This window comes from Bartonella sp. SD1336NMGDW, assembly GCF_042193565.1.
Lineage (GTDB): Bacteria > Pseudomonadota > Alphaproteobacteria > Rhizobiales > Rhizobiaceae > Bartonella > Bartonella grahamii.
Genome location: NZ_JBHILW010000001.1, coordinates 220,807 through 246,965, shown reverse-complemented (window position 1 = coordinate 246,965; position 26,159 = coordinate 220,807). Strand labels below are relative to the sequence as shown.

21 protein-coding genes are annotated in these 26,159 nt (G+C 38.8%); 14 read left to right on the top strand and 7 right to left on the bottom strand.

Features of this window, described 5'->3' with window-relative positions; genetic code table 11:
• The 4 genes from sucD (at position 1) to lpdA (ending at position 6,749) form a co-directional block, all read left to right on the top strand.
• Positions 1–903: a succinate--CoA ligase subunit alpha gene (gene sucD, locus ACFIKH_RS01080; RefSeq protein ID WP_375625535.1), complete on the top strand. Its 903-nt coding sequence runs from the start codon at positions 1–3 to the stop codon at positions 901–903.
• Between the two features lie 164 nt (positions 904–1,067).
• Positions 1,068–4,067, top strand: coding sequence for a 2-oxoglutarate dehydrogenase E1 component (locus tag ACFIKH_RS01075; RefSeq protein ID WP_375670779.1), 3,000 nt, complete (start codon positions 1,068–1,070; stop codon positions 4,065–4,067).
• Between the two features lie 32 nt (positions 4,068–4,099).
• Positions 4,100–5,311 (top strand): 2-oxoglutarate dehydrogenase complex dihydrolipoyllysine-residue succinyltransferase, encoded by a 1,212-nt coding sequence (gene odhB / locus ACFIKH_RS01070; RefSeq protein ID WP_375653450.1) that lies wholly within the window; start codon positions 4,100–4,102, stop codon positions 5,309–5,311.
• A 31-nt stretch (positions 5,312–5,342) separates the two neighbouring features.
• Positions 5,343–6,749: a dihydrolipoyl dehydrogenase gene (gene lpdA, locus ACFIKH_RS01065; RefSeq protein WP_375625538.1), complete on the top strand. Its 1,407-nt coding sequence runs from the start codon at positions 5,343–5,345 to the stop codon at positions 6,747–6,749.
• A 1,057-nt stretch (positions 6,750–7,806) separates the two neighbouring features.
• Here the strand turns inward: lpdA and ACFIKH_RS01060 are convergent.
• Positions 7,807–9,045 carry a saccharopine dehydrogenase NADP-binding domain-containing protein gene (locus ACFIKH_RS01060; protein WP_375653452.1) on the bottom strand — a complete coding sequence of 413 codons (1,239 nt, stop codon included), beginning with the start codon at positions 9,043–9,045 and terminating at the stop codon, positions 7,807–7,809.
• A gap of 53 nt (positions 9,046–9,098) precedes the next feature.
• Entirely contained in the window at positions 9,099–10,196 is a 1,098-nt protein-coding gene (locus ACFIKH_RS01055) for a carboxynorspermidine decarboxylase (protein WP_375626298.1), read from the bottom strand.
• Between the two features lie 167 nt (positions 10,197–10,363).
• Between ACFIKH_RS01055 and ACFIKH_RS01050 the strand changes: the two genes are divergently transcribed.
• From ACFIKH_RS01050 to mnhG, 7 genes are all read left to right on the top strand, one after another.
• Positions 10,364–10,861 carry a BA14K family protein gene (locus ACFIKH_RS01050; RefSeq protein ID WP_375625539.1) on the top strand — a complete coding sequence of 166 codons (498 nt, stop codon included), beginning with the start codon at positions 10,364–10,366 and terminating at the stop codon, positions 10,859–10,861.
• Between the two features lie 229 nt (positions 10,862–11,090).
• Complete coding sequence (locus tag ACFIKH_RS01045; RefSeq protein ID WP_375670777.1) at positions 11,091–14,012, top strand: monovalent cation/H+ antiporter subunit A; 2,922 nt, start codon at positions 11,091–11,093, stop codon at positions 14,010–14,012.
• Positions 14,012–14,353 (top strand): Na+/H+ antiporter subunit C, encoded by a 342-nt coding sequence (locus ACFIKH_RS01040; RefSeq protein WP_375626088.1) that lies wholly within the window; start codon positions 14,012–14,014, stop codon positions 14,351–14,353. Before ACFIKH_RS01045 ends, ACFIKH_RS01040 begins: the two co-directional genes overlap by 1 nt.
• On the top strand, positions 14,353–15,975 hold the full coding sequence (locus ACFIKH_RS01035) for a monovalent cation/H+ antiporter subunit D (RefSeq protein WP_375626086.1): 1,623 nt from the start codon (positions 14,353–14,355) through the stop codon (positions 15,973–15,975). Before ACFIKH_RS01040 ends, ACFIKH_RS01035 begins: the two co-directional genes overlap by 1 nt.
• Positions 15,972–16,457: a Na+/H+ antiporter subunit E gene (locus ACFIKH_RS01030; protein ID WP_375626084.1), complete on the top strand. Its 486-nt coding sequence runs from the start codon at positions 15,972–15,974 to the stop codon at positions 16,455–16,457. Before ACFIKH_RS01035 ends, ACFIKH_RS01030 begins: the two co-directional genes overlap by 4 nt.
• A complete protein-coding gene (locus ACFIKH_RS01025; protein WP_375625542.1) occupies positions 16,454–16,735 on the top strand; it encodes a K+/H+ antiporter subunit F in 282 nt (93 codons plus the stop codon). Before ACFIKH_RS01030 ends, ACFIKH_RS01025 begins: the two co-directional genes overlap by 4 nt.
• A complete protein-coding gene (gene mnhG, locus ACFIKH_RS01020) occupies positions 16,732–17,142 on the top strand; it encodes a monovalent cation/H(+) antiporter subunit G (RefSeq protein WP_375626082.1) in 411 nt (136 codons plus the stop codon). Before ACFIKH_RS01025 ends, mnhG begins: the two co-directional genes overlap by 4 nt.
• 16 nt (positions 17,143–17,158) lie before the next feature.
• On the opposite strand, the gene ACFIKH_RS01015 is transcribed toward mnhG, so the two are convergent.
• The 4 genes from ACFIKH_RS01015 to ACFIKH_RS01000 form a co-directional block, all read right to left on the bottom strand.
• Positions 17,159–17,551, bottom strand: coding sequence for an MliC family protein (locus ACFIKH_RS01015; RefSeq protein ID WP_375626080.1), 393 nt, complete (start codon positions 17,549–17,551; stop codon positions 17,159–17,161).
• Between the two features lie 17 nt (positions 17,552–17,568).
• Positions 17,569–17,964 (bottom strand): MliC family protein, encoded by a 396-nt coding sequence (locus ACFIKH_RS01010; RefSeq protein WP_375625545.1) that lies wholly within the window; start codon positions 17,962–17,964, stop codon positions 17,569–17,571.
• A 417-nt stretch (positions 17,965–18,381) separates the two neighbouring features.
• Entirely contained in the window at positions 18,382–19,515 is a 1,134-nt protein-coding gene (gene aroB / locus ACFIKH_RS01005; protein ID WP_375625546.1) for a 3-dehydroquinate synthase, read from the bottom strand.
• Complete coding sequence (locus ACFIKH_RS01000) at positions 19,490–20,122, bottom strand: shikimate kinase (RefSeq protein WP_375670862.1); 633 nt, start codon at positions 20,120–20,122, stop codon at positions 19,490–19,492. Before ACFIKH_RS01000 ends, aroB begins: the two co-directional genes overlap by 26 nt.
• A gap of 260 nt (positions 20,123–20,382) precedes the next feature.
• Between ACFIKH_RS01000 and ACFIKH_RS00995 the strand changes: the two genes are divergently transcribed.
• The 3 genes from ACFIKH_RS00995 to ACFIKH_RS00985 all read left to right on the top strand — a co-directional run bounded on the left by ACFIKH_RS00995 (position 20,383) and on the right by ACFIKH_RS00985 (position 23,144).
• The gene (locus ACFIKH_RS00995; RefSeq protein ID WP_375670774.1) at positions 20,383–21,309 is read left to right on the top strand and encodes a site-specific tyrosine recombinase XerD; all 927 of its coding nucleotides are present in this window, start codon (positions 20,383–20,385) and stop codon (positions 21,307–21,309) included.
• A gap of 90 nt (positions 21,310–21,399) precedes the next feature.
• A complete protein-coding gene (locus ACFIKH_RS00990) occupies positions 21,400–22,356 on the top strand; it encodes an acetyl-CoA carboxylase carboxyltransferase subunit alpha (protein WP_375625548.1) in 957 nt (318 codons plus the stop codon).
• 38 nt (positions 22,357–22,394) lie between these two features.
• Entirely contained in the window at positions 22,395–23,144 is a 750-nt protein-coding gene (locus ACFIKH_RS00985) for a L,D-transpeptidase family protein (RefSeq protein ID WP_375625549.1), read from the top strand.
• 1,564 nt (positions 23,145–24,708) lie between these two features.
• Here the strand turns inward: ACFIKH_RS00985 and ACFIKH_RS00980 are convergent.
• On the bottom strand, positions 24,709–25,755 hold the full coding sequence (locus tag ACFIKH_RS00980) for a CobW family GTP-binding protein (RefSeq protein WP_375670772.1): 1,047 nt from the start codon (positions 25,753–25,755) through the stop codon (positions 24,709–24,711).
• Positions 25,756–26,159: the final 404 nt, after the last annotated feature.

Genomic DNA, 26,159 nt, shown 5'->3' with positions numbered 1-26,159 from the left:
ATGTCGATTCTTGTGAATAAAGAGACAAAAGTTCTAGTTCAAGGGCTTACAGGAAAAACAGGAACATTTCATACAGAACAGGCGCTTGCTTATCATGGTACGCAAATGGTTGGGGGTGTTAATCCTAAAAAGGGTGGAGAAACATGGGAAGGTTCAAAAGGCGAAACTCTTCCTATCTTTGCTAATGTTGCAGAAGCAAAGGAAAAAACAGGCGCGGATGCTTCTGTTATTTATGTTCCGCCTGCAGGGGCTGCGGCAGCTATTATAGAGGCTATTGAAGCTGAAGTTCGTTTAATTATCTGTATTACGGAAGGTATTCCCGTTATGGATATGGTTAAAGTGAAGGCGCGGTTAGAAAACTCAAAGTCTCGTCTTATTGGTCCTAATTGTCCTGGTATTCTTACACCAAATGAATGTAAAATTGGTATTATGCCTGGTTCTATTTTTAGAAAAGGTTCTGTTGGGGTTGTTTCGAGGTCGGGAACTTTAACTTATGAAGCCGTTTTTCAAACGAGTCAGGAAGGTCTCGGGCAAACAACTGCGATAGGGATTGGTGGCGACCCTGTTAAGGGCACTGAATTTATTGATGTGTTGGAAATGTTTTTAGCGGATGATGAAACTCAGTCTATTGTTATGATTGGGGAGATTGGTGGTTCTGCTGAAGAAGAAGCAGCACAGTTTCTGCAAGATGAAGCAAAAAAAGGTCGTAAAAAACCAGTTGTTGGCTTTATTGCTGGCCGTACAGCTCCTCCAGGACGTACAATGGGACATGCTGGTGCTGTTATTTCTGGTGGTAAAGGTGGAGCAGAAGATAAAATTGCGGCAATGGAATCAGCAGGGATTCGAGTGTCTCCTTCACCATCACAGATAGGTAAGACTTTGATGTCAGTTTTGAAGGGCTAAAAGAAAATTTCATCTGAATAAGAAAAAGTTCTTAGATTCAGGTGAAAAAACTTGAGTATAAAAAGGTAAAATTTTTTTGAATGTTTGAATCATTGCTTGTTTTGTAAGCATTAAAAGGTCGAAAAGAGATATAAGGAGACGGAATAGATGTTCCGGAGAGGTATATGGCAAGGCAGGACGAAATAAATAGCCTTTTTGCACAGACATCATTTCTTTATGGTGGCAATGCGGATTATATAGATCAGCTTTATGCTCAATATGAAAAAGATCCTACCAGTGTTGATTCACAGTGGCGTGCTTTTTTTGAAGGACTTCATGATAATAAAGAAGATGTTCTCAGAAATGCTGAAGGGGCGACATGGCAAAGTGATCATTGGCCAGTAAAGGCAAATGGAGAATTGGTTTCTGCTCTTGATGGTGATTGGTCTTCTCTTGAAAAATATCTTGGTGATAAATTAAAGGAAAAAGCAATAACAGGTGCTGCACAAAAGGGAAAAACTTCCAGTGAGCAAGATGTTATTCGTGCAACACGTGATTCCGTTCATGCAATTATGATGATTCGTGCTTTTCGAGCACGGGGGCATCTTCGGGCAAAGCTTGACCCTCTTCAATTGGCCGAAAAACAAGAAGATTATAAGGAACTTTCTCCAGAAGCTTATGGTTTTACTCCAGCTGATTATGAGCGTCCCATTTTTATTGATAATGTTTTAGGGTTGGAATATGCAACTATTCCACAAATGCTTGAAATTCTCAACCGTACTTATTGTTCAACAATCGGTGTGGAATATATGCATGTTTCTGATCCGGTTCAGAAAGCATGGCTTCAAGAACGCATTGAAGGGCGAGATGAAAAAATTTCTTTCACACAACAAGACAAGAAAGCTATCCTTAATAAGCTTATTCAGGCGGAAGGTTTCGAACAGTTTTTAGACACTAAATATAAAGGTACAAAGCGTTTTGGACTCGATGGTGGTGAAGCGCTGATTCCCGCTCTTGAACAGATTATCAAATGTGGTAGTGCTTTAGGGGTTAGGGAAGTTGTTTTAGGAATGGCACATCGTGGTCGTTTAAATGTTCTTTCACAAGTTCTTGCCAAGCCGCATAGGGCTATTTTTCATGAGTTCAAAGGGGGATCTTATAAGCCTGATGATGTGGAGGGATCCGGTGATGTCAAATATCATTTGGGAACTTCAGCTGATCTTGAATTTGATGGTAAAAAAGTTCATTTATCGCTGTTGGCCAATCCATCTCATCTTGAGATTGTTGATCCGGTTGTTATAGGAAAAGCACGCGCTAAACAAGATCAACTTATGGGACCTGCACATACTGATTTACTCTCATTAAGTGAGCGTTCAAAAGTGATGCCACTGCTTATTCATGGTGATGCTGCTTTTGCAGGACAAGGCGTTATCCAAGAAACTTTTGGTCTTTCAGGTCTTAAAGGTTATCGTGTTGCAGGCTCACTTCATGTGATTATCAATAATCAGATTGGTTTTACAACATCTCCGCGTTTTTCACGTTCTTCGCCTTATCCATCAGATGTTGCAAAAATGATTGATGCACCAATTTTCCATGTGAATGGTGATGATCCTGAGGCAGTTGTTTTTGTTGCAAAAATAGCAACAGAGTTTCGCCAAATTTTCCATAAACCAGTGGTTATTGATATGTTTTGTTATCGCCGTTATGGGCATAATGAAGGTGATGAGCCTTCCTTTACGCAGCCACTTATGTACAAGGCAATTCGTAATCATAAAACAACACTTCAACTTTATAGTGACCAATTGGTAGCAGAAGGGGTGATTTCTCTAGAAGAGATTGAGCAACAAAAAAAATTATGGCGCGATAAGCTTGAAGGTGAATTTGAAGCAAGTGCTTCTTATAAGCCTAATAAGGCTGATTGGCTTGATGGAAGCTGGACGGGACTCAAAGCTTTTAGTAGTTCTGATGAGCAACATTCTAGAACAACCGGTGTTGAATTAAAAATTTTAAAGGAAATTGGTCAAAAAATTGTCGAAATTCCGGCAGATTTTCACGTTCACAAAACCATTCAACGTTTTTTAAATAATCGTGCTAAAATTTTTGAAACCGGTGAGGGTGTTGACTGGGCAACCGCTGAAGCTCTAGCTTTTGGTTCGCTTTGTTTGGAAGGAGCACCGGTTCGTCTTTCCGGTGAGGATGTTGAACGGGGAACTTTTTCGCAACGTCATTCAGTTCTTTATGACCAAGAAAATGAGGCGCGTTATATTCCTTTGAATCATTTACAAAAGGGGCAAGCGCTTTATGAAGTTGTTAATTCTATGCTTTCTGAAGAAGCTGTTCTTGGTTTTGAATATGGATATTCTCTTGCTGAACCACGTGGTTTAACGCTTTGGGAAGCGCAATTTGGTGATTTCTCCAATGGTGCACAGGTCATTTTTGACCAATTTATTTCTTCTGCGGAGCGTAAGTGGCTTCGTATGTCTGGTCTTGTGTGTTTATTGCCTCATGGTTTTGAAGGGCAAGGGCCGGAGCATTCTTCTGCACGTTTAGAACGGTTTCTTCAACTTTGTGCGGAAGATAATATGCAGGTTGCTAATTGTACAACCCCTGCAAATTATTTTCATATTTTGCGTCGACAAATTAAGCGTGATTTCCGTAAGCCATTGATTTTGATGACACCGAAATCACTTTTACGTCATAAGCGAGCTGTTTCTCTTCTCAATGAAATGGGGCCAGAAACAAGTTTCTGTCGTGTTTTGCTTGATGATGCAGAATGTCTCAAAGATTCTGTCATTAAGTTGCAAAAAGATAATAAAATTCGCCGTGTCGTTCTTTGTACTGGTAAGGTTTATTACGACCTTTATGAAGAACGTGAAAAAAAGGGTATTGATGATGTTTACCTCCTTCGTGTTGAACAACTTTATCCTTTCCCTGCTAAAGTTTTGGTGAATGTGTTGTCGCGCTTTTTGCAGGCGGAAGTTTTTTGGTGCCAAGAGGAACCAAAAAACATGGGGGCTTGGTCATTTATTGAGCCTTATTTGGAATGGGTTTTGACGCATATTAATGCGCAATATTCACGTGCTCGTTATGCAGGACGTCCTGCGAGTGCGTCACCGGCCTCTGGGTTAATGGTGAAACACCTTGAACAACTGGCTGCGTTTCTTAAAGACGCGTTAGGTTCTTAATTTATTACTACTCTGATGTATGGAAAAATATTATGACTACTGAAATTCGTGTTCCTACTTTGGGCGAATCGGTTACCGAAGCAACGATTGGCAAATGGTTTAAAAAACTTGGCGAAGCTGTCGCTATGGATGAGCCTTTGGTTGAATTAGAAACTGATAAGGTAACCGTTGAAGTTCCTTCTCCTGTTGCGGGAAAATTATCTGAAATCATTGCAAAAGAAGGCGATACGGTTGAAGTAAATGCTCTTTTAGGAGTGGTGGAAGCTGGAGAAGCTGGTGTCTCCCAATCATCTTCACCTTCTGCTACACTTGTTCCAGCAGCTTCATCTGAATCGGAGAAGCCTGCTTCGAGCAGTACAATGCCTCCTTCTCCTTCAGCAGCAAAATTGATGGCTGAAAATAATGTTGCAAAAAGCGATATTTCAGGTTCTGGAAAACGTGGACAAATTCTTAAAGAAGATGTTCTTGGTGGATTAAAACAAAGTACAAATGCTCCTACACCCTCTTCTTCTGCGACGATTTCTTCGGCAACTCCTGTTCAAGAAACACGTGAAGAGCGGGTTCGTATGACGAAATTGCGTCAAACAATTGCTCGCCGTCTTAAAGATGCACAAAATATAGCAGCAATGTTAACCACATTTAATGAGGTTGATATGTCAGCGGTGATGGATTTGCGCAAGCGTTATAAGGATCTTTTTGAAAAGAAACATGGTGTTAAACTTGGTTTTATGGGTTTTTTTACCAAGGCTGTTTGTCATGCATTAAAAGAACTTCCCGCTGTTAATGCCGAGATTGATGGGACAGATATTGTTTACAAAAACTATGTCAATGTCGGAATTGCTGTTGGAACGGATAAAGGGCTTGTTGTTCCAGTGGTGCGAGATGCAGATCAAATGTCATTGGCAGAGATTGAAAAAGAGATTGGGCGTTTGGGGCGTCTTGCGCGTGATGGAAAATTAGCCGTTTCTGATATGCAGGGCGGAACTTTTACCATTACCAATGGTGGTGTGTATGGATCGTTGATGTCAACACCGATTTTGAATGCACCACAATCTGGTATTTTGGGAATGCATGCGATTAAAGAGCGAGCAATGGTTGTTGAGGGCCAAGTTGTGATCCGCCCCATGATGTATTTAGCGCTTTCTTACGATCACCGTATTGTGGATGGGCAAGAAGCTGTAACTTTCCTTGTACGTGTTAAGGAAAGCTTAGAGGATCCGGAACGCCTTGTTCTTGATTTGTAAAATACAGTTTTCAGGATGAAAGGAGAAACGGATGTCTTATGATGTGGCTGTGATCGGAGCAGGTCCAGGAGGTTATGTAGCAGCAATAAAGGCTGCACAACTGGGGCTTAAAGTAGCGATTATTGAAAAGCGTACAACATTAGGAGGAACATGTCTCAATGTTGGTTGTATTCCTTCTAAAGCATTGTTGCATGCTTCAGAAGTGTTTTCTGAAACCCAGCATGGTTTTGAAACGCTTGGTATTTCTATTGGTAAATCTAAGCTTAATCTTGAACAAATGATGGTTCATAAGAAAGCTGTGGTGACAGCCAATACAAGTGGTGTTTCTTTTTTGATGAAAAAAAATAAAGTTGATACTTTTTTTGGGACAGCCAAAATTTTGAGTGCGGGTCATGTGGAGGTTGTTGCCAGAGATGGTAATAAACAAACAATTGAAACAAAAAATATTATTATTGCTACCGGTTCAGAGAGTTCAGGCATTCCAGGGGTGAATGTTGAAATTGATGAAAAGACTATTGTTTCTTCTACGGGAGCTCTTTCACTTGAAAAAGTACCAGAGCATATGATTGTAGTGGGTGCTGGTGTTATTGGTTCAGAACTTGGATCAGTTTGGAGCCGTTTAGGTGCTAAAGTTACCATTATTGAGTATCTTAATAAAATTTTGGGCTCAATGGATGGTGAAGTTTCACGGCAATTTCAGAAATTAATGGAAAAACAGGGGATAGAATATAAAACGGGAACAAAAGTAACAGCTGTTACACAATCCGGCTCAACTGCTCAGGTGACTTTTGAAGCCGTCAAAGGTGGCGCAGCTGAAACTTTAGAGGCTGATGTTGTGCTTATTGCTACTGGACGTTCTCCGTATACGGAGGGGCTTGGCTTACAAGAGGCTGGTGTTCAGTTAGATGAACGCGGATTTATTGCAATTGATGCTCATTGGCAGACGAATGTTCCAGGAATTTATGCGATTGGTGATGTCGTAAAAGGGCCAATGTTAGCGCATAAAGCAGAGGAAGAAGGCGTTGCTGTGGCAGAAATTTTGGCAGGTCAAAAAGGGCATGTTAATTTTGATGTCATTCCTAGTGTTGTTTATACGCAGCCGGAAATTGCGAGTGTAGGAAGGACAGAAGAAGAGCTAAAAACTGCTGGTATTGAATATAATGTTGGCAAATTTCCTTTTATGGCTAATGGTCGTGCACGTGCAATGCAAAAGAGTGATGGGTTCGTTAAAATCCTTTCTGATAAAAAAACAGATCGGGTATTAGGGGGGCATATTCTTGGATTTGGTGCTGGTGAAATGATCCATGAAATTGCAGTTTTAATGGAATTTGGTGGTTCATCAGAAGATCTGGGGCGTTGTTGCCACGCACATCCTACTTTATCAGAAGCCGTGCGTGAGGCAGCTTTGGCAACATTTGCTAAACCACTTCATATTTAAAAAGCTTTTAAAAAGTACATTTTAAAAGGCATAGGAGGCAGAAAATATTTGTGAAGCATACAACAACATTTTAAAACTTTAAAAAGGAATACAACCAATTATATTGAAATATTCCGTTTGTTGTATGCTTTTCGATAATTACTGTTTTAAAATTCAGTTGTGTAGTTTTTATTGATTATCCTGTTGTGCATTATCGTTTAGAGCGGTGGTGTTTGTTTGGTTTATGTAAAGTTTTACATATGGGGTGGTTTTTTATACTATTATAAAATATTTAGGATAGGGTTCTGAGCCTATTTGCGTGCTTTGTTTTAAGAACACATCTCTCAAAATGCGCAAACCTACTTCACGATGGTGCTCGTGAATGGTATAGCTGTAAAGTTCCTCTTGAAATATATAAAATTCATTCAAATTGTTATAAGACCTATTTGTGCATCATCATCTTTATGTTTAGTAAACGTATACGCTGACGTTATAATGCACTTTTTCAGTTCTCAATATTGCTAAAGCTCTTTATTATTTGAGAGTTTTTATAAGAGAATATTACAGTTTTCAGCGTTATTAATCAAGTTGAAAATGATATTTATTGTTATAAATCAATGTTTTATATATGAAAATGAATCATGTGAAGAGGGAAGCCAAGAGGAATTCGCTCAAAGAAATTTAATTGTTTAATGATTGGAGTGGGTTAAGGATCTTTGTCATTTAAGATAAAGAGGGGAGGGATTGAATATTCTACAAAATACCACTCTTTTTTAAAAGAGCGGTATTTTTATATCTTTTCTTTATCACACTATCTTTTTGATGATAATGACAAGTTATACAGTGTGATTAAATTAGTTTTTGCTTCTCTGTTTTTCTTGATCATTGCTTGTTATGTCTTAGAAAGATGATATGTCTCTTCTTTAAGGTTGTTAAGAAATCGTAATGTTGCCAAAATATAACGAATAGCTAAAATTTTTTTGAAAACCATAATTACATGAGAATATTAAGTTTGTTTTCATTGGGCAGTTTTCTGATAACTTAAAAAATCAAGCATATGCTTTCTATAGGTATAAATTTAAAATTCTAATTTTTTATCCTCTTGTTGTTCTCTTATAAAAGTGGGAAGCCCCATACGATCAAGATATTTAAGGAAAGGGCGGGGTGGTAATTCCTCTACATTGACCATAGTCTTAACATCCCATTCGCCTGTAGCAATGAGAAGGGCTGTAGCAGCGGCTGGTACGCCAGCGGTATAGGAAATGCCTTGTGCTCCAGTTTCATGAAAAGCTTGTTTGTGATCGGCTATATTATAGATAAAAATTTCTCGCAGGTGCCCATCTTTTTCGCCTTTAATAAGATCTCCGATACAGGTTTTTCCTGTGTAGTCTGGGGCGAGAGAGGAAGGGTCGGGTAAGACGGCTTTCACGACTTTCAAGGGCACGACTTCTTGACCTTCTGCCGTTTTAATCGGTTGTTCGGATAAGAGTCCGAGGTTTTTTAGAACCGTAAAAACAGTGATATAACGTTCACCAAATCCCATCCAGAAACGGACATTCTCCACATCGAGATTTTTTGATAATGAATGAATTTCATCATGTCCCGTCATATAGGCTTTTTGTTTTCCAACAACGGGAAGATCCCATTCATGGCTGACTTCAAACATTTTATTGGAAGTCCATTTTTTATTTTGCCATGACCATACTTGTCCTGTAAACTCACGGAAGTTAATTTCTGGATCAAAATTTGTAGCAAACCAACGCCCATGATTTCCGGCATTAATATCAATAATATCAATATCTGTGATTTTATCAAAATAATTATCACGCGCTAATGCTGCGTAAGCATTCACTACACCTGGGTCAAAACCTGCTCCTAAAATAGCGGTTATACCAGCTTTTTCACATTCTTGACGCCGAGGCCATTCATAATTGCCATACCAAGGAGGTGTTTCACAGATTTTCAACGGGTCTTCATGAATCGCTGTATCGATATAAGCGCATTTGGTTTCAATACAAGCTGAAAGAACAGACATATTAAGAAAGGCAGAACCAACATTAATGACAATTTCGCATTTGGTCTTTTGGATGAGCTTTATAGTTTCTTCTACATTCATGGCATTGAGCGAATGGCTTTTGAGAACACCCTGTTCTTTCATTGTGTTTTTTTCTTTAATGGAAGCAATGATGGCTTCACATTTTTTGAGTGTTCGTGAAGCAATGTGAATTTCACCAAAAATATCGTTGTTTTGAGCACATTTGTGTGCAACAACTTGTGCAACACCTCCAGCACCAATAATGAGAACATTTTTTTTCATTGTAGGTTCATCTCCTTTTTAATACTGTTGTATGACGTTTTTATGGTTGATCTTTATGAAAGGCTTTTCTGATAGTCGTTATAGCTGAATTGGCGTTGAAGTGTTAGTGTACCATCGCATTCTTTGAGAACAATAGCAGGCATTGTAACGCCATTAAACCAGTTTTTCTTGACCATTGTATAACCTGCTGCATCCTGAAAAGACAGCCGATCGCCTATTTTAAGAGGTTGTTGAAATTGAAATGTTCCAAAAATATCACCAGCAAGACAAGATTTTCCACAAACCATGATTTCATGGGGACCTTGATTGGGTTCTAATTTGGCATTTTCACGATAAATGAGAAGATCAAGCATATGTGCTTCAATTGAGCTGTCAACGATGGCAAGATTCTTTTCATTATACAATGTGTCAAGAACACTGACTTCTAATGTGGTGCTTTTGGTGATAGCAGCTTCTCCTGGTTCTAGAAAAATAGTAACACCATGGGTTTTAGAAAATTGTTTTAAACGTTTTGCGAAAGATTCTAAAGGATAATTTTCAGCGGTAAAATGGATTCCGCCACCAAGGCTTATCCAGTCAACAGCAGAAAAAAGTTCTGCAAATTTTTCTTCCATGTGATTCAGCATTTGATTAAAAAGATTAAAATCAGCATTTTCGCAATTGTTGTGGATCATTAGGCCATTGATGAGGGGTAGAACTTCTTTTATAGCGCTTTGATTGGTTTCGCCTAAGCGGCTAAAAGGGCGGGAGGGATTGGCAAGATCAAAATTGGATGCGCTGATTCCTGGATTTAACCTCAAACCCCGTTGGATGGTTTTGCTAGCTTTAGAAAAACGTTGAAGTTGTTGGATTGAGTTAAAGATAATTTTGTCTGCATAGCCACAGGCTTCATCAATTTCATGATCGGCCCAAGCAACCGAATAAGCATGTGTTTCTTTGCCAAATTTTTCTCTTCCTAAACGCAGCTCATAAAGGGATGATGATGTGGTTCCATCCATGAACTCAGACATTAAATCAAAAACACTCCATGTGGCAAAACATTTCAAAGCAAGTAAAATTTTAGCTCCAGACATTTCCCGTAAACGAGAAATTGTTTGCATGTTTTTGATGAGTTTCGATTTGTCTATAAGATAGTAGGGGGTTTTTATCATCATTTATTCATTCTTTTTTGAAGGATCTTATTACCAAGATCAACGTTTAGTACAAAGAGTAACAGAATGTCTCAAGAAAAAAGAGTCTTAAGAAAAGAATCTGTTTCTGTCTAGCAAGAGAAAGGCTTTCTGTAATTACTGTTGTTTATTATTTTGAGTTTTGCGTTATGAGTATGAAAAAAAAATTATATTATGCTTTAGCTTTTGTATTGGTTAGCAGTTTTTTCATTATAACAACTACTCTTGTTAATTGGGGGAAAAATAGGAGTTATGCTAAAGCCAAACTGGTTACTCAGACTTCTGTCCAAGATAGTTCGGTGCCTTTGATTTTTACGGGGCGTAGAGAACTTAATGGTTTTAAAGGTTATCGTCATTATCGGCGTGGTTATCGTAAATATAGTGATAATTGGTGGTATCCTGAAGTGGCATTTGTTACATCACGGCACTTAAGCACAAAAGGCGCATCATTAAAAGTTGTACCAGATGCTAAAAAAGTGTTTTTAACGTCTTCTTCGGAAAAATTAGAAAAAAAAGAGCCATGGATGCTTAAACAACATATTGAATCTTGCCGTGCGCGTTATCGCTCTTATAATAAAAATGATAATAGTTTTCAGCCTTTTCACGGGGGGCGTAAACAGTGTTTATCACGCTTTTTTAAAGGATAGAAATTATTAAATAAATTTTTAATTGCTTCTTGTCGTGGGCGTTATTGTTCTTACAATAAAGAGAGAACTTGCGTGGTGCGTAGCATTTTCATGCAAGCGTTTTTTTTGAAAAATTTAAATACTTTTAAGTTTTATTAAATCTTATTATCATTAAGTGTGGAATGGGGGGAGGATATAAGTTTTTGTTTTGTCGATGACAAAATATTAAGGACAGGATGGAGTTGAAAGAATGACAACACGGGAAGCAATGTTGATATTGCTCGTTTTGCTTCCCTTTGGTGGAAGTGCTGTCATTGGCTTTTTTCGCTCGACAGCAAAAAATAATGAAGCATGGTTTGCTGGGATTGTTGCACTTTTCTGTCTTATTTTTACAATAATGCTTTATCCAGAAGTTCGCGAAAACCACATAGTGCGTTTAGATATTTCTTGGCTTTCAGAATGTGGGAGCGATTTGATTCTCCGTATAGATGGTTTGTCGTGGCTTTTTTGCTTGCTCATTACAGGAATTGGGCTGCTTGTTGTCATTTATTCACGTTATTACATGGATCCAGCAGATTCTGTACCGCGATTTTTTTCCTTTTTTTTGGCCTTTATGGGATCAATGACGGGAATAGTCTTATCAGGCAATCTCGTCTTTTTGGTTATTTTTTGGGAACTCACCAGCATTTTTTCTTTTTTGTTGATCGGCTATTGGTACCATAATGCAAGTGCGCGTGAGGGTGCGCGTATGGCTCTAACGATCACAGGTTTTGGCGGTTTTGCTCTTTTTATTGGGGTTTTATTGATTGGGTATATTGTTGGCAGTTTTGATTTGGATAAGGTGCTTCAGTCTGGAGATATGATTCGGTCAAGTTCTCTTTATAGTCCTGTCCTTATTTGTATTTTATTGGGGGGATTAACAAAAAGTGCGCAGTTTCCCTTTCATTTTTGGCTGCCCAATGCGATGGCTGCTCCAACCCCCGTATCGGCTTATTTGCATTCAGCAACCATGGTAAAAGCGGGATTGTTTTTACTTGTTCGTTTATGGCCTGTGCTTTCTGGGACAGAATCTTGGTTTTGGCTAGTTGGCTTTTCAGGACTCTCGACATTGCTTCTTGGTGCTTATTTTTCCATGTTTCAGCAAGACTTGAAAGGACTGCTTGCTTACTCGACTATTAGTCATCTTGGATTGATTACCACGCTTTTAAGCCTTGGTAGTCCACTTGCTTGTGTTGCAGCGATCTTCCATATGGCCAATCATGCTACTTTTAAAGCTTCTTTATTTATGGCTGCTGGTATTATTGATCACGAGACGGGAACACGTGATATGCGTAAATTGTCAGGGCTTTATCGCTCTATGCCTATTACAGCAACTCTCGCTTTAGTTGCAAGTGCAGCGATGGCTGGAGTTCCCTTGTTGAATGGTTTTTTATCGAAAGAGATGTTTTTTGCTGAAGCTGTTGAAACGCATATGGAATCATGGCTCGATTGGATTGCACCTTATGTAGCAACGCTGGCTAGTTTGTTTAGTGTAACCTATTCTATACGCTTTATTCATGGCGTTTTTTTGGGTCCAAAACCTGTCAATTTACCCAAAACTCCCCATGAACCACCGCATTTCATGCGTTTACCAATGGAGCTTTTGGTGTTTATTTGTTTAGCCGTTGGTATTTTTCCTAATTTAACTATAGGACCTATTTTAGATAACGCGGTCGTGTCTGTTTTAGGATCAATGACAATCCCTTATAGTTTAGCCGTTTGGCATGGGTTGAATACTCCATTAGTGATGAGTTTTGTTGCGTTATTAGGAGGCGGATTGCTCTACGCTGTCGGGCACCGTTATTTTTTATACTGTGATGATGGAGCACCTTTTTTTCGTCACTTAAATGGACCGCGTATTTTTGAACGTATTCTCGTGATTATTTCTTGGAAATGGGCACGTGCGGTGGAATCTATTTTATCAACACGCCGTTTGCAGATACAGTTGCACTGGATTTTTTGGGTGTGTTTTGCATTTGTTGGTCTTTTACTTTGGTGCGATGGTTTCATTTCAGCGGGGGCGTTACCGCTTTTTCCAGTTGATATTCCTTTTCTTGCTCTTTGGTTAGTTGGCGGATTATGTGCGCTTTTAGTTGCTTGGCAAGCAAAGTTTCATCGTCTTGCATCACTCATGTTGTCGGGGGGAGCTGGTTTGATGACTTGTGCAACCTTTTTATGGCTTTCTGCTCCTGATTTAGCAATAACACAATTAGTTGTTGAGGTTGTTACAGTCGTCTTATTATTGCTTGGTTTACGGTGGTTGCCTAAACGTTTGCATAATCCTACACCAACGCCTGTTCGTTTTTTCGTGCGCTTGCGTCGTATCCGTGATTTCATCATAGCCCTTGTGGGAGGTGCTGGTGTAGCATGGCTCTCTTTTGCAGTGATGACACGTCCTCAAGGCACGACGATTTCTGATTTTTTTCTCACCAAGGCTTACTCTGATGCTGGTGGTCGCAATGTTGTGAATGTGTTGTTGGTTGATTTCCGTGGTTTTGATACTATGGGAGAAATTGTCGTTTTGGGTGTTGTTTCTCTCACTGTTTTTGCCCTTTTACGGCGGTTTCGTCCTGCCCCTGAAAGTATTGATGCACCTTTTCAACAACGTGTTCAAAAAGCCTTTGATATGGCACAGCCTAATCGAAATGTGGGAGATACAGTTTTGAATTATTTAGCTGTTCCTGCTGTTATTATGGGTTGGCTCTTTCCGATTATTATCGCTTTTGCTGTTTATTTATTCATGCGAGGGCATGATCTGCCAGGAGGTGGATTTGTTGGTGGTATTACTTTGGCGATAGGATTTATTTTACAATATCTTGCACGCGATATTCGGTGGGTGGAAACGCATTTGAGAGTTTTACCTTTGCGTTGGATGGGCTTTGGCTTATTGTTGTCAGTCGTAACGGGGATGGGCTCTTGGTTTTTTGGATATCCTTTTTTAACATCCTTTTTTCGATATATTCATTTTCCGTTAATTGGAAAAGTTCCCATGGCATCTGCTTTTTTGTTTGATTTTGGTGTGCTTTCTCTTGTGTTAGGAGCAACTGTTCTCATTTTAATTGCACTTGCACACCAGTCAATTCGGAGTTACCGAATCGGGAAGAAACCTGTTTTGAAAGAGAAGGAAAATTAATGGAAATTGTTCTTTCTTTAGGTATTGGTATTCTTGTTGGATCAGGAATTTGGCTTATTTTACGTCCACGCACTTTTCAAGTCATTCTTGGTTTGTCTTTGATTTCCTATGGTGTCAATCTTTTTATGTTTTCAATGAGTAGACCGCGTAGTAATGCTGCGCCAATTGTTGATCCTACTGCTGTTATTAATCCAGCTAATTATGTCGATCCTCTCCCTCAAGCTTTAGTTTTAACTGCGATTGTGATTGGTTTTGCAACGACAGCTTTATTTTTAGTTATTCTCTTGGTTTCACGCGGTTTAACGGGTTCAGATCACGTTGATGGACGTGAGGTGCAGTGATGGAAGTAGGGGTGCATCATCTCCTTATTTTGCCTATTCTTTTGCCGTTAATCACTGGAGCTGCTCTACTTTTCTATGATGAACGGCGTTCGAAATTTAAATCATTGATTAGTCTTTTTTCGGCGGGATTGTCGGTCGTTATTGCTGTTTTATTAATTATACGTACTCTTGAAATAGCGCCGGCTTGTGATGTTTATCGGCTTGGCAATTGGCCCTCTTCCTTCGGAATTGTTTTGGTCCTTGATCGTTTAAGCGCCATGATGCTTTTACTTTCAAGCTTGTTGGTGACTAGCGTACTGGTTTTTGCGCGGGCTTATTGGTACAAAGCTGGTTCTCATTTTCAGTCACTGATGCAATTTTTTATGGTGGGGATAAATGGCGCTTTTTTGACCGGTGATTTATTTAATTTATTTGTATTTTTTGAAGTTATGTTAACGGCTTCCTATGGGCTTGCTTTGCATGGTTCTGGTCAGGCACGCGTACGCGCAGGGTTGCATTATGTCGTGGTTAATCTTGTTGCTTCATTACTTTTTTTAGTTGGTACAGCACTCATTTATGGAGTCGCTGGTACTCTTAATATGGCCGATTTGGCTGTTAAAATAAAATATATATCTTCTACAGATATTGTTTTGTTCGAAATAGGTGTTGCACTTCTAGGTATTGCTTTTTTGCTTAAGGCTGGTATGTGGCCGCTTAATTTTTGGTTGGTGCCAACTTATAGTGCAGCAGTAGCGCCTGTTGGAGCTTCTTTTGCGCTTTTGAGCAAGGTGGGTATTTATATTATTTTACGTTTAACGCTGCTGTGGTTTGGTCCTGAAAGTGAATATTTTAACCATTTTGGTCATACCGTTTTGTTTTATGGTGGGTTGGCCACTATGATTTTTGGTTTTATTGGGGTATTGGCGAGTCAAGTTTTAGTGCGTTTGGTAGCTTATAGTGTTCTTGTCTCTTCTGGTACATTGTTGGCAGCAATAGGGATCGGCAATGCAGCACTGACAGCAGGTGCTCTTTTTTATATTGTTTCTTCAACTTTAGCACTGGGAGCTTTTTTTCTTTTGGTAGAGTTGGTTGAACGCTGTCAAGATGTGGCTGCTAATGTTCTGGCTGTCACAATGGAGGTTTATGGTGATGATGAAGAGGAGGAAGAAGATGAAGTTGGCACATATTTCCCTGTAACCTTGGCAATTCTTGGGGCTTGTTTTGGTATTTGTGCCATTTTGATTATTGGATTGCCACCTTTTTCTGGTTTTGTTGCTAAACTTATGATGTTCATGGCAGTTTTAAACCATAGTAGAGAAGATTTTTTTGCCTCTCTTCCGGTTTATCACGATTGGCTTTTTGTGGTTTTTGTTACCCTCTCTGGTTTTGCAGCTTTGATTGCACTGACACGAACGGGGATTCGAACTTTTTGGGTTTCTCTTGAAGGTCGCGTTCCCCGTGTGCAGGTGATAGAATTTGCACCTATTGCTGTTCTTCTTGCTTTGTGTTTTCTTATAACAATTGTAGCCGGTCCTGTTAGTCATTATATGTCTGAAACTGCTAAGACTTTGTATGAACCTCAGAATTATATTGGGAGCGTTTTAACGGATTTTTCTCTCGAAAAGAGGGAGATGAATAAATGAATCGTTTTTGTCCTTCTCCTTTTTTCAGTGGTGTCATTGTCCTTATGTGGCTTATTTTAAATGGTTTTAGTTTAGGGCAATTGCTTTTAGCCATTATAACCGCTTTGTTTTGTGGTTGGATGATACGGCTCCTTGAACCGGAGAAGGTTGCTATTAAAAGTTGGAGTGCGGTTTTTCGTCTTATTTTTCGAGTCTTAATAGATTCTATATCCTCAAATATCTCGGTCGCTTGGTTTGTTTTAACAAAAAGGTCTCGAAAACAGCGATCTGGCTTTATTGTAGTGCCTCTTCTGCTTCATAATCGCACTGCTTTGGCTATTTTAGCGTGCATCCTTTCGGCAACTCCTGGAACGGCTTGGGTTGCCTATAATAGTAAAAAGGGTGAGCTTTTGCTCCATGTCTTAAATTTAAAAAAAGGATATAATTATCAACGATTGATAAAACAACGGTATGAGCAATTACTTTTGGAGATTTTCTTATGAGTATGGTGATCCTTTATTGGGGGCTTTTCTTTTCACAGTTTTTTTTAAGTTTGGCGGTGATCTTCGCATTGTTTCGGTTGATTCGTGGTCCACGGGCACAGGATAGAATTGTTGGTTTGGATGCTCTTTATATAACCACTGTTCTTTTGTTTCTTACATTCGATATCCGTTCAGGAACAACCATTTATTTTGTTGCTGCTCTCATTATTGGGTTGTTGGGGTGTGTATCAAGCATCGCTTTAGCGAAGTTTCTTATGCGGGGGGAGATTATTGAATGAAAGATGACGTATCGCTTGTGGTGGCTATTGCTATCACGGTTTTCTTAATATTAGGGTCTGGATTGACACTGATCGCAACGATAGGTTTGGTGCGTTTTTCCAGTTTTTATCAGCGTTTGCATATGCTTTCAGTATGTACGAGTTGGGGCGTTGGTAGCATTCTTATTTCTTCATTTCTTTATTCAATATTTGTGGACCATTATTTTGTTTTTCATGAAGTGTTGCTGATGTTTTTTTTGTTTTTAACAGCACCGGTAGCTTCTATGTTGCTCTCACATACAGCAGCTTATCGACATCATTCAGAAGAACAGTCAGAAAAACCGCTGGCTCTTTTATTAAACCAGACGGAGGAAAAGTTACCCACGTCAGAAGGAACATCAAGCGATGAGAGCCAGCGCGGTTCTTGAAATGTAAGAACCTTCCTTATTCTATGCTTTTTTCTTCTACACAGTGGATGGGCTTTTCTTCTTTTGGATCATCAATAAGATCGTAAAATATGGCTTCATTTTTAGTTATCCACCAAATGTATTGACCACCTACATATTTTCCTCCAGAAGCGGCAATTACATTAGAACCAATGATGCGCTTACCGTTCCATTTTAAATCAACAAGCGCAATATTGCCAGCATTATGATAAGTTGCCTCAACATGCTCTTTGCTTGTTCCCATATCGCATTGATAGGAGACGGTCTCTGTTGTTGGTTCTGGATCATCTGGTACTTCAATGACTAAAGAACTTGCTAATGCATTAATTGAACCTAGGAGGAACACACTTAAAGTAATGAAAAATTGTTTAGTAAAAGAAATTTTTTTCATAATATTTCCCGTGTTATTTAAAATAATAATGTTGACTCATCTTTACAGAGGATAGGTTTTTTTTCTTCTGGATCCTGAGAAAGGTCATAAAGCATGACTTCTTTGTTCTTCTCCCACCAGATATACTGAGCTCCTGCAAATTTTGCTCCTGTCGCCGCGATGACATTAGCAGCAATGACACGATCACCGTTCCATTTGAAATCAACCAACGAAATATTGTCAGCATTAAGATAGACTGCCTCAACGCGCTCTTTACCTGTTTCAGTATCACACTGGTAGGTAATGGTCTCTGTTTTTGGCTCTGGATTGTCTGGTACCTCAATGATAAAAGAACCAGCTAAGCTATTGTTTGAGCTGAAGATTGATAAACTTAAAGCGGTGAAAAATCCTAAAATATGTAAAGTTTTTTTCATGATGCTTCCCTATATTCCTATATTGCGCACAAAGAATAATTTGATTGATACGATGGTGTCTACGGCAGGATTCGAACCTGCGACCCCAGGATTCATACCACTTCGATTTTCACCGCCAGCTTTTCACGGCTGTTTGTGGTCTGGACTGTCTCTTCACCTTGAAGCTTTTGCTCTTTAGGTGCTGCCCGTTCAGTCTCTACACCTTTCTCTCATTTGAAGAGAGACTTGGCTCGGGATTGGCATATAGTCTCCCATGAAGCTTTCCCCGAATTTGAGCAGATTCACTTTGAGGATTTCTCCTCAAAATGCCCAATTTCTTTAGGAATCCTGTGCTCTATCCTACTGAGCTACGCAGACATCATCATACTTATTCCTTTAATAGAAGTATAAAAACGAATCAATTATATTCAATATGAATTAACGAATTTCTGCTAATTTTTGTTCCAGAAAAGTCAAAACTGCTTCCGGAGAGACATTTTTTGCAATAAATGATTGACCAAGTCCGCGTGTTAAGATGAAGGTCAAATTGTTTTGCGAAACTTTTTTATCTTGAGCAATGAGAGTTATTAAACTTTCAGCATCTGGTAACTTCCCTGGGATATCCTTTAATTGTGTAGGCAAACCTATAGATTTGAAGTGTGCTTCAATGCGTTGTGTAAGTGTGGGGTTTATCAAATTTAGTTGAGCAGAAAATTGATGCGCTAGAATCATTCCAATTGCTACAGCTTCACCGTGAATTAAACGCTTTGATTCATAAGCCGTTGCTGTTTCAAGCATGTGTCCAAATGTATGGCCGAGATTTAAGAGCGCGCGCTCTCCTGTTTCTTGTTCGTCACGTGCTACAATGGCGGTTTTAAATTGGCATGAGCGGACAATGGCTTCTGTTCGCATAGGGCCATTAGAAAAGACTTCTTGTCCATTTTTTTCAAGCCATTCAAAGAAATTAGGCTGGTTAATGAGTCCATATTTGACCATTTCTGCGTAACCAGCACGAAATTCGCGCGGTGGTAGGGTATCAAGAAGACATGTGTCAGCAATAACGCATTGCGGTTGATAAAAAGTACCAATAAGATTTTTACCATATTGGCTATTGATTCCAGTTTTTCCACCAACGGAGGAATCAATTTGTGCAAGAAGCGTTGTGGGCATTTGAATGAAGTTCATACCACGGCGGATTATACTTGCCGCAAATCCTGCTAGATCGCCAATGACACCACCGCCAAAAGCAATAACACAGTCGCCTCTTTCTAAACGCGCAGCAAGAATTTGATCGATGACAACTTGCAGGGTTGAAAATGATTTTGATTGTTCTCCCGCTTCTACAATAATAGGGACAGTATGAATTTTATTTTTTGTTAACTCTGCTTGTAATATCTCCAAATGAAGGGAAGCAACATTTGTATCTGTAACAAGTGCCAAGCGCGTTGGATGAGGATCTTTTTTGTTAAGAGCATGTTTAATCTGTGAAGCAGCTTGGGCAATCAGACTCGGACCAATGATGATATCATAACAGTGTTTGTCCAGTTTAACAGTGACGGTCTTTGTTTGCATGATGATTTTCCCTATTGTTAATTTCTGTGTATAGGTAGTGCTCTACAGATCGTATAACATTTTGTGCTACGGTATGACGGCTTTCTTTATGACTGTTAATTGTTAAGTTTGCCTTTGCATAGATAGGATAACGCTGTTCCATGAGTTTTTGCATGGTTTCTTTAGGATTGGCTGTTTGAAGCAGGGGGCGTGTTGGGTGCTTTGAGACACGTTGCATGAGGATATCAAGATCGACTTTTAGCCATATGGATATACCATTTTGATGAATGGTTTTTCGGATATTTTCGTTTATGTAGGCACCACCACCTGTTGCTAAAACAAGGGGACTTTTTTTCATTAGGTTCAGAATAACACGCTGTTCAAGAGCACGAAATTCTGATTCACCATAAATTTCAAAGAGTTCAGTGATTGTCATTTGCGCAGCTTTTTCAATTTCTTGGTCAGAATCATAAAAGGGTAAACGGAGCATGGTGGCGACGCGTTTTCCGATCACTGATTTGCCTGCTCCCATAAGACCAACAAGGACAAGTGCTTTTTTATCAAGGGACGATAAGAGCTGATTCTTTATTTGTGTTATAGGGACGCGTTTTGGTCGATTGCTTTTCATAACTTTATTTCGGCATTTATCCATCTTAAAGTCAATTCCTGTTAATCTTTGTGAGGCATAATACGAGATAGAATATTTTTGGGTAGGTTATTATCTTATGCCAACATTGACCAGATTTTTGATGATTCTTTTCATTTTGCTTTCTGTTCTTTTCATTATAATGGGTGCTCTTGTGGTTTGGGTTGAACCAGTAACTGTGGATATGTACATCGATGTTCCCTTGGATTCATGGAATCTTTCTACGGAAGCGAATCAATGAAATGAAAAGTGGTGCTGTGATAGATCATTTTCTTGAGATGATGAGCGCGGAGAGAGGAGCTTCACCTCATACGCTTGCGGCTTATCAGCATGATTTGCAGTGGGCACAAGACGAATTGTCTTCACACTCTGTTTCGCTTTTTTCAGCACAAAAAGAAGATTTAATTGCCCTTTTGTCGCTTATGCATACTTTTGGTTTTGCAGCATCGTCACAAGCACGCCGTTTATCGACTTTGCGTCAGTTTTATCAATTCCTTTATGCTGAAGGGTTGAGAGCAGATGATCCCTCTCATGATATTGATGCACCTCGTCAGGGGCGCTCTTTGCCCAAAATCATGAGTGAAGATGCAGTGATAAAATTGCTTGATTTAGCACAGTTAGAAGTCAATCAAGCAGATTATGGGTCTAAGGATTATCTGCGTGCATTGCGTCTTCAGCTATTGAGTGAAATGCTTTATGCAACAGGATTACGTATTAGTGAATTGGTGAGTTTGCCTGTGCAGGCTGTTCGGGGGAAAGCATACAGCATTTTGGTTCGTGGTAAGGGCAAAAAAGAACGAATGGTGCTGTTATCAAAAAAAGCATATCAAGTTCTTTTGCAGTGGTTAAATTTACGTGATCAGGGAAAGGATGTCGCAAGTCCTTATCTTTTTCCTGCGAATTCCGAGACAGGATATATTGCTCGTCAAGTTGTTGCGCGGGAGTTGAAAAATCTCGCTAGAAGAGCAGGAATAGAAAGTAAACACTTTTCTCCCCATGTGTTGCGCCATGCTTTTGCTAGTCATCTTTTGCAAAATGGTGCCGATTTGCGTGCAGTTCAACATTTGTTAGGTCATTCTGATATTGCTACCACTCAGATTTATACCCATGTGTTGGAAGAGGGACTTTATCGTTTAGTTAATGAGCATCATCCACTTGCCGATGAGTAAAAGGCTCGTTAAAGAAAAGGTGATGTTTTTGAAAAAGACTTTATAAAGCAAATTATAAGTGTATAAGTGACACTGAATGAGTTGGTACAAATGTATAATTATCTTGATTTTGAAAAACCAGTTGCTGATCTTGATGGGAAAATTCTTGAATTAAAAAAAATTTCTCAGGAAAAGGGCAGTCTTGATATGAGCGATGAGATTGTTCGTCTTGAAGCGCGATCTCAAACAGCGTTGCGCGATATTTATAAAAAATTATCGCCGTGGCAAAAAACACAAGTGGCTCGTCATCCTGATCGTCCCCATTTTATGGACTATTCTAAACGCCTATTGAGTGATGTTACACCTTTGGCAGGAGATCGCAAGTTTGCTGAAGATGAGGCTATTCAAGCTGGGTTTGCACGTTTTAGGGGAGAAGCAGTTGCTTATATCGGTCAAGAGAAAGGTCACGATACACAAACACGTTTGCGCTATAATTTTGGTTCTGCACGCCCAGAAGGATATCGTAAAGCTGTACGTATTATGGAAATGGCTGACCGCTTTGGTTTGCCACTCCTCACTTTTATTGATACAGCAGGTGCTTATCCTGGGGTAAGCGCTGAAGAACGTGGGCAAGCGGAAGCAATCGCTCAATCAACAGCTGCAACTTTGCGTTTGAAAGTCCCTGTGGTTTCCGTTGTTATTGGAGAAGGCGGTTCTGGAGGGGCGATAGCAATTGCTGCAGCCAACAAAGTTTATATGTTGGAGCACGCGATTTACTCTGTTATTTCACCAGAAGGAGCAGCTTCTATCTTATGGCGTGATCCAGCTCGTGCAAAAGATGCTGCAATGAATATGCGTATTACCGCTCAAGACTTGTATCGCTTAAAGATTATTGATGGCATTATTTCGGAACCTTTAGGGGGGGCGCATCGTGGCAAAGAGATTGTCATTGATGCAACGGGTGATGTTATTTCAGAGGCGTTAAAAGCTATGGCTGGAAAAGATGGTGAAGCTCTTAAACAAGAGCGAAGGGAAAAATACCTTCAAATTGGTCGATCTCTAACATAGGTTATTTTTTGTGAGGGGATTGATTGGAGTTTTATTCGATGACATTTAGAAGATTCCTCGCTGTGTGTGTGTTGTTTTTAATGGGAATATTGACGGCATGTGGGGGAAGATTGCCAGCTTCTATTCGTGCCAAAGTTGAGCAGCCGTTGCCACAAGAAATCCAGAACAGAATGGCTTTATACGATATTGATCCTTATGCACCAATTGTAATGCGATTTTTCAAGGAAGAAAATCTTGCTGAAGTTTGGAAGCAATCTCGTTCAGGGCCTTTTATCTTGGTTGCTCGCTATGGCATTTGCAAATGGTCTGGTAAGCTTGGACCTAAATATAAAGAAGGAGATTTTCAGACACCAGAGGGGTTTTACACTATTAGCGCAAACCAAATGAATCCTTATTCAAAATATTATCTTTCTTTTAATATAGGATTTCCTAACCTTTATGATCAGGAAAATGGTCGTACAGGAAGCAATCTTATGGTGCATGGTTCTTGCTTTTCCGCAGGTTGTTATTCTATGAGTGATAAGAACATGGCTCAGATTTATGCGTTTGCACGGGATGCTTTTAAAGGAGGACAAAGAGAGTTTCAGTTGCAGGCTTTTCCTTTCCGCATGACCGAGGATAATATGTTACGTCATAGCAGTGATCCTCATTATCAATTCTGGGTTATGCTTAAGAAAGGTTATGATTTTTTTGAAAAAAATCGTCAGCCTCCAACTGTTGAAGTTTATGGAAAACGTTACGTTTTTAATCGCGATATTGATAAAACTTCAGTTTCTCTAATACAGTGAGTGTTATTGTATCCTGCTGCACCGTACTATTACTTATAAATGGCGATACAGGATATGAAAAAACTTTACGCATAAGGTGTCTAAGTGGGTAGTCAATCTTTTAAAGTGCAGAGTTTTTTCATAGAGCTTTGCGTAAGTAAATTAGATGAAGTGGAAAGCCAGGAGGAATTTTCTCAAAGAAGTTGGATTGTTTGCACATCGGTAGTGGTGTTAATCGTCGTTTTTAATAAAGAGTAAGTTAACATAAAATGCGCCTCTCTTTTTATTTCTTTCAAAGAGTTTTATTCTTTCATGCTGTAAAATATTGTCTTATCATGCTGTTATATAAGATACATTCACATATTTTAAAATCCGATATTGCCTCTGTCTGATTTTTGTTTTTTGCCTCAACAGGGATTTTGATTTCAATTAGCTGGAGTAAATATAGAGTTGAGCAGAATATTTTAGAACCAAGAATTTGTCCAATCGGTTTGTGAAATGAATCACATGAAGTGGTTTGCAGATGAAGCGCATTTAGAGAGAAAACAATCTGATTACAGATTGATGGATATTAAATTTTTCATCATAACAATTTGATTTATAATAATTTATCATTTTGCAATTTGAGTTGAGGGACTCAATATCATCAGATTCTTTTATCTTAAAATCTGTTTATGATGAATTAATCGAAACCATTTTTTGCACGTCATAAAATTGAATTGGCATGTGAATAAAACTCTTAAAGAAAGGAGTACAGATATTTCTCATGAGTACTCTAAAGTACCAAGGTTTTCCAAAGCATTTTCAACTGGCAAGAGCATGAGGCTACCAGCTTGCATATTTATGGAGTAAAGATGGAGAATGGGGCTTATACATTTTATGGAGAATTTTGTATTATATTATTTGTAGGTAGCGTTTTGAAATAGGGATGATGCGTATTGAGAGACGGTTTTTTTAACGAATGCGTGAGTTCGCGATACAATGATGTTCTATTTTGTGTGAGGGTGACTATTTTACAGATAAGGGTAATATGTTAGCGTTGGAGTGTTTTTATACGTGGTCATTTTGCATCATGCGGTTTTGTAAGAGAGCTAAAAAGTTTCAATTGTGGTAGTCTATGGGAATTTTGCCGTCCAGTGAAAAGGTACGGATAATTTTATAGGAGACATTATTGTGTAGAAAGCATTGTTAAAAATGTGTATTTTCTTATTTTTTATTCCATTATGTGAATAAACTTGAATAGGAGTGTTTATAAATTTATAACATATTGATTTATAAGGATACTTTAGTGTTATTCAACTTGAATTAGAATCTTGGATACCGTAGGATTCTCCCGTTTCAAAGTTTCTCCATGTTGAATCAATTAAAACCATTTGCTTGCGCATTACAAACGGGGATAGCCGTGTGGGTAAAGCTGTGTAAGAAAAGACTAAAATGCTTTTTACGAACCGTTTCAAGTGCCAAGAGCTTTTGTTTCAACATTGGGGATTAGCAAAGTGTGTGATGATGCCGGTTTGCTCCTTTAAAAGCATAAAGATGGTGGTGCCAATGAATTTAATGGTGTATCATTGAAGGGGGGAAAAAATTAAAATTTTATTCCTGGAATGACTAGAGGATTTTCTAAGAGAGCTGTTTTGTCTGCAGTATCTATTGCTGGTTTATTAAAGAAAGCATTGAGGAGCTTTTGTATTGCTTCTTTTTCAACACCATCGGCAATGATGACAAAACGTGTTTGTTTTATTCCTTTTGGCCATTCTGACAATCTTATGGGAGGATGAAAAAATGTTTGTACGCCATGTAATATAAGTGGGCGATAAGGGTCATCACGCAATGCGATAATTGCTTTAATACGTAATAATTTTGTACCATAACGCTCTTGTAGGATATCTAAAAAAGCTTCAATTGTGGCGTAATCAACAGGACCCTCACAGTTGAGTGAAAAGGTACGAATGGTTTTATGGGGGGTATTCGTAAGATTTTGTTTAAGTTTTGTATTTTCTACTTTTTCATCCCATAATGTGTTATTTATTAATAGCTTTGAACAGAAATCTTCAGAATGGGCGTCAATGATTTGTGCTGTAGGATTAATCGTTTTAAGTGTGTTAAGGAGCGTATCTGAAAGCGTTTGTTGAGCCATAAGGTCTGTTTTGGTGAGAATAATTTTATCAGCAAATATTAATTGTTTATATATTTCAGGATAGCGCTCACATATGGAAAGTGTGCTTAATGTATCGAATGTTGCAAGAACAGCATTTATAGACAATGTTTGAATAAACAACGGGTGGCTTAAAAGTATTTGTAAAATAGGGGCGGGATCAGCCATCCCTGTGGTTTCAATGATAATATGATGGAGTTGTTTGATCTGTCCTGTCTGAACGCGATTTATTAAATCAATTAATGTATCGATGAGATCACTGCGTAAATTGCAGCATAAGCAACCATTGGCAAGCTCAATAATTCCTTCTGTCGTTTTTTCAACCAGAAGGTGGTCAATACTGATTTCACCGAATTCATTGATGATAATAGCGCATTCTGTTAAAAGAGGGTCTTGTAACATACGGTTGAGCAAAGTTGTTTTGCCAGAGCCTAAAAAACCAGTAATAAGCGTGAGAGGGATGCGCTTTATTTTCATGTTAATCATCAATCATGGTTTCATTTAAAAAAACATATCTTAGTACGTCTAACAAATTTATAATGGTATCCGCGAGGGATATAATGGTCAATCTCCTATGAAATCCATTGTATCACTATCTTTACGCTTATAAAGTTAAGTGCACGTGGGTATATCATACACTTTTTAGCGTCAATGTTGTGATAATTCTTGGTTCTTGAAAGGACTTATAGGAAGAATTTTTATTCTTTGTTTTAATTATTTTATCTACATGTTCATCCACCTTGTGGCGCGCAAGAGACTGGTTTTTATTGATTCAACAAATACAGATTTGAAATGAGAGAATCTTACATACTTGTGATTCTGACATAAGGTACAAAATAATTAATTTATCATTATAAATCAAAGTATTATAACTAATTGTA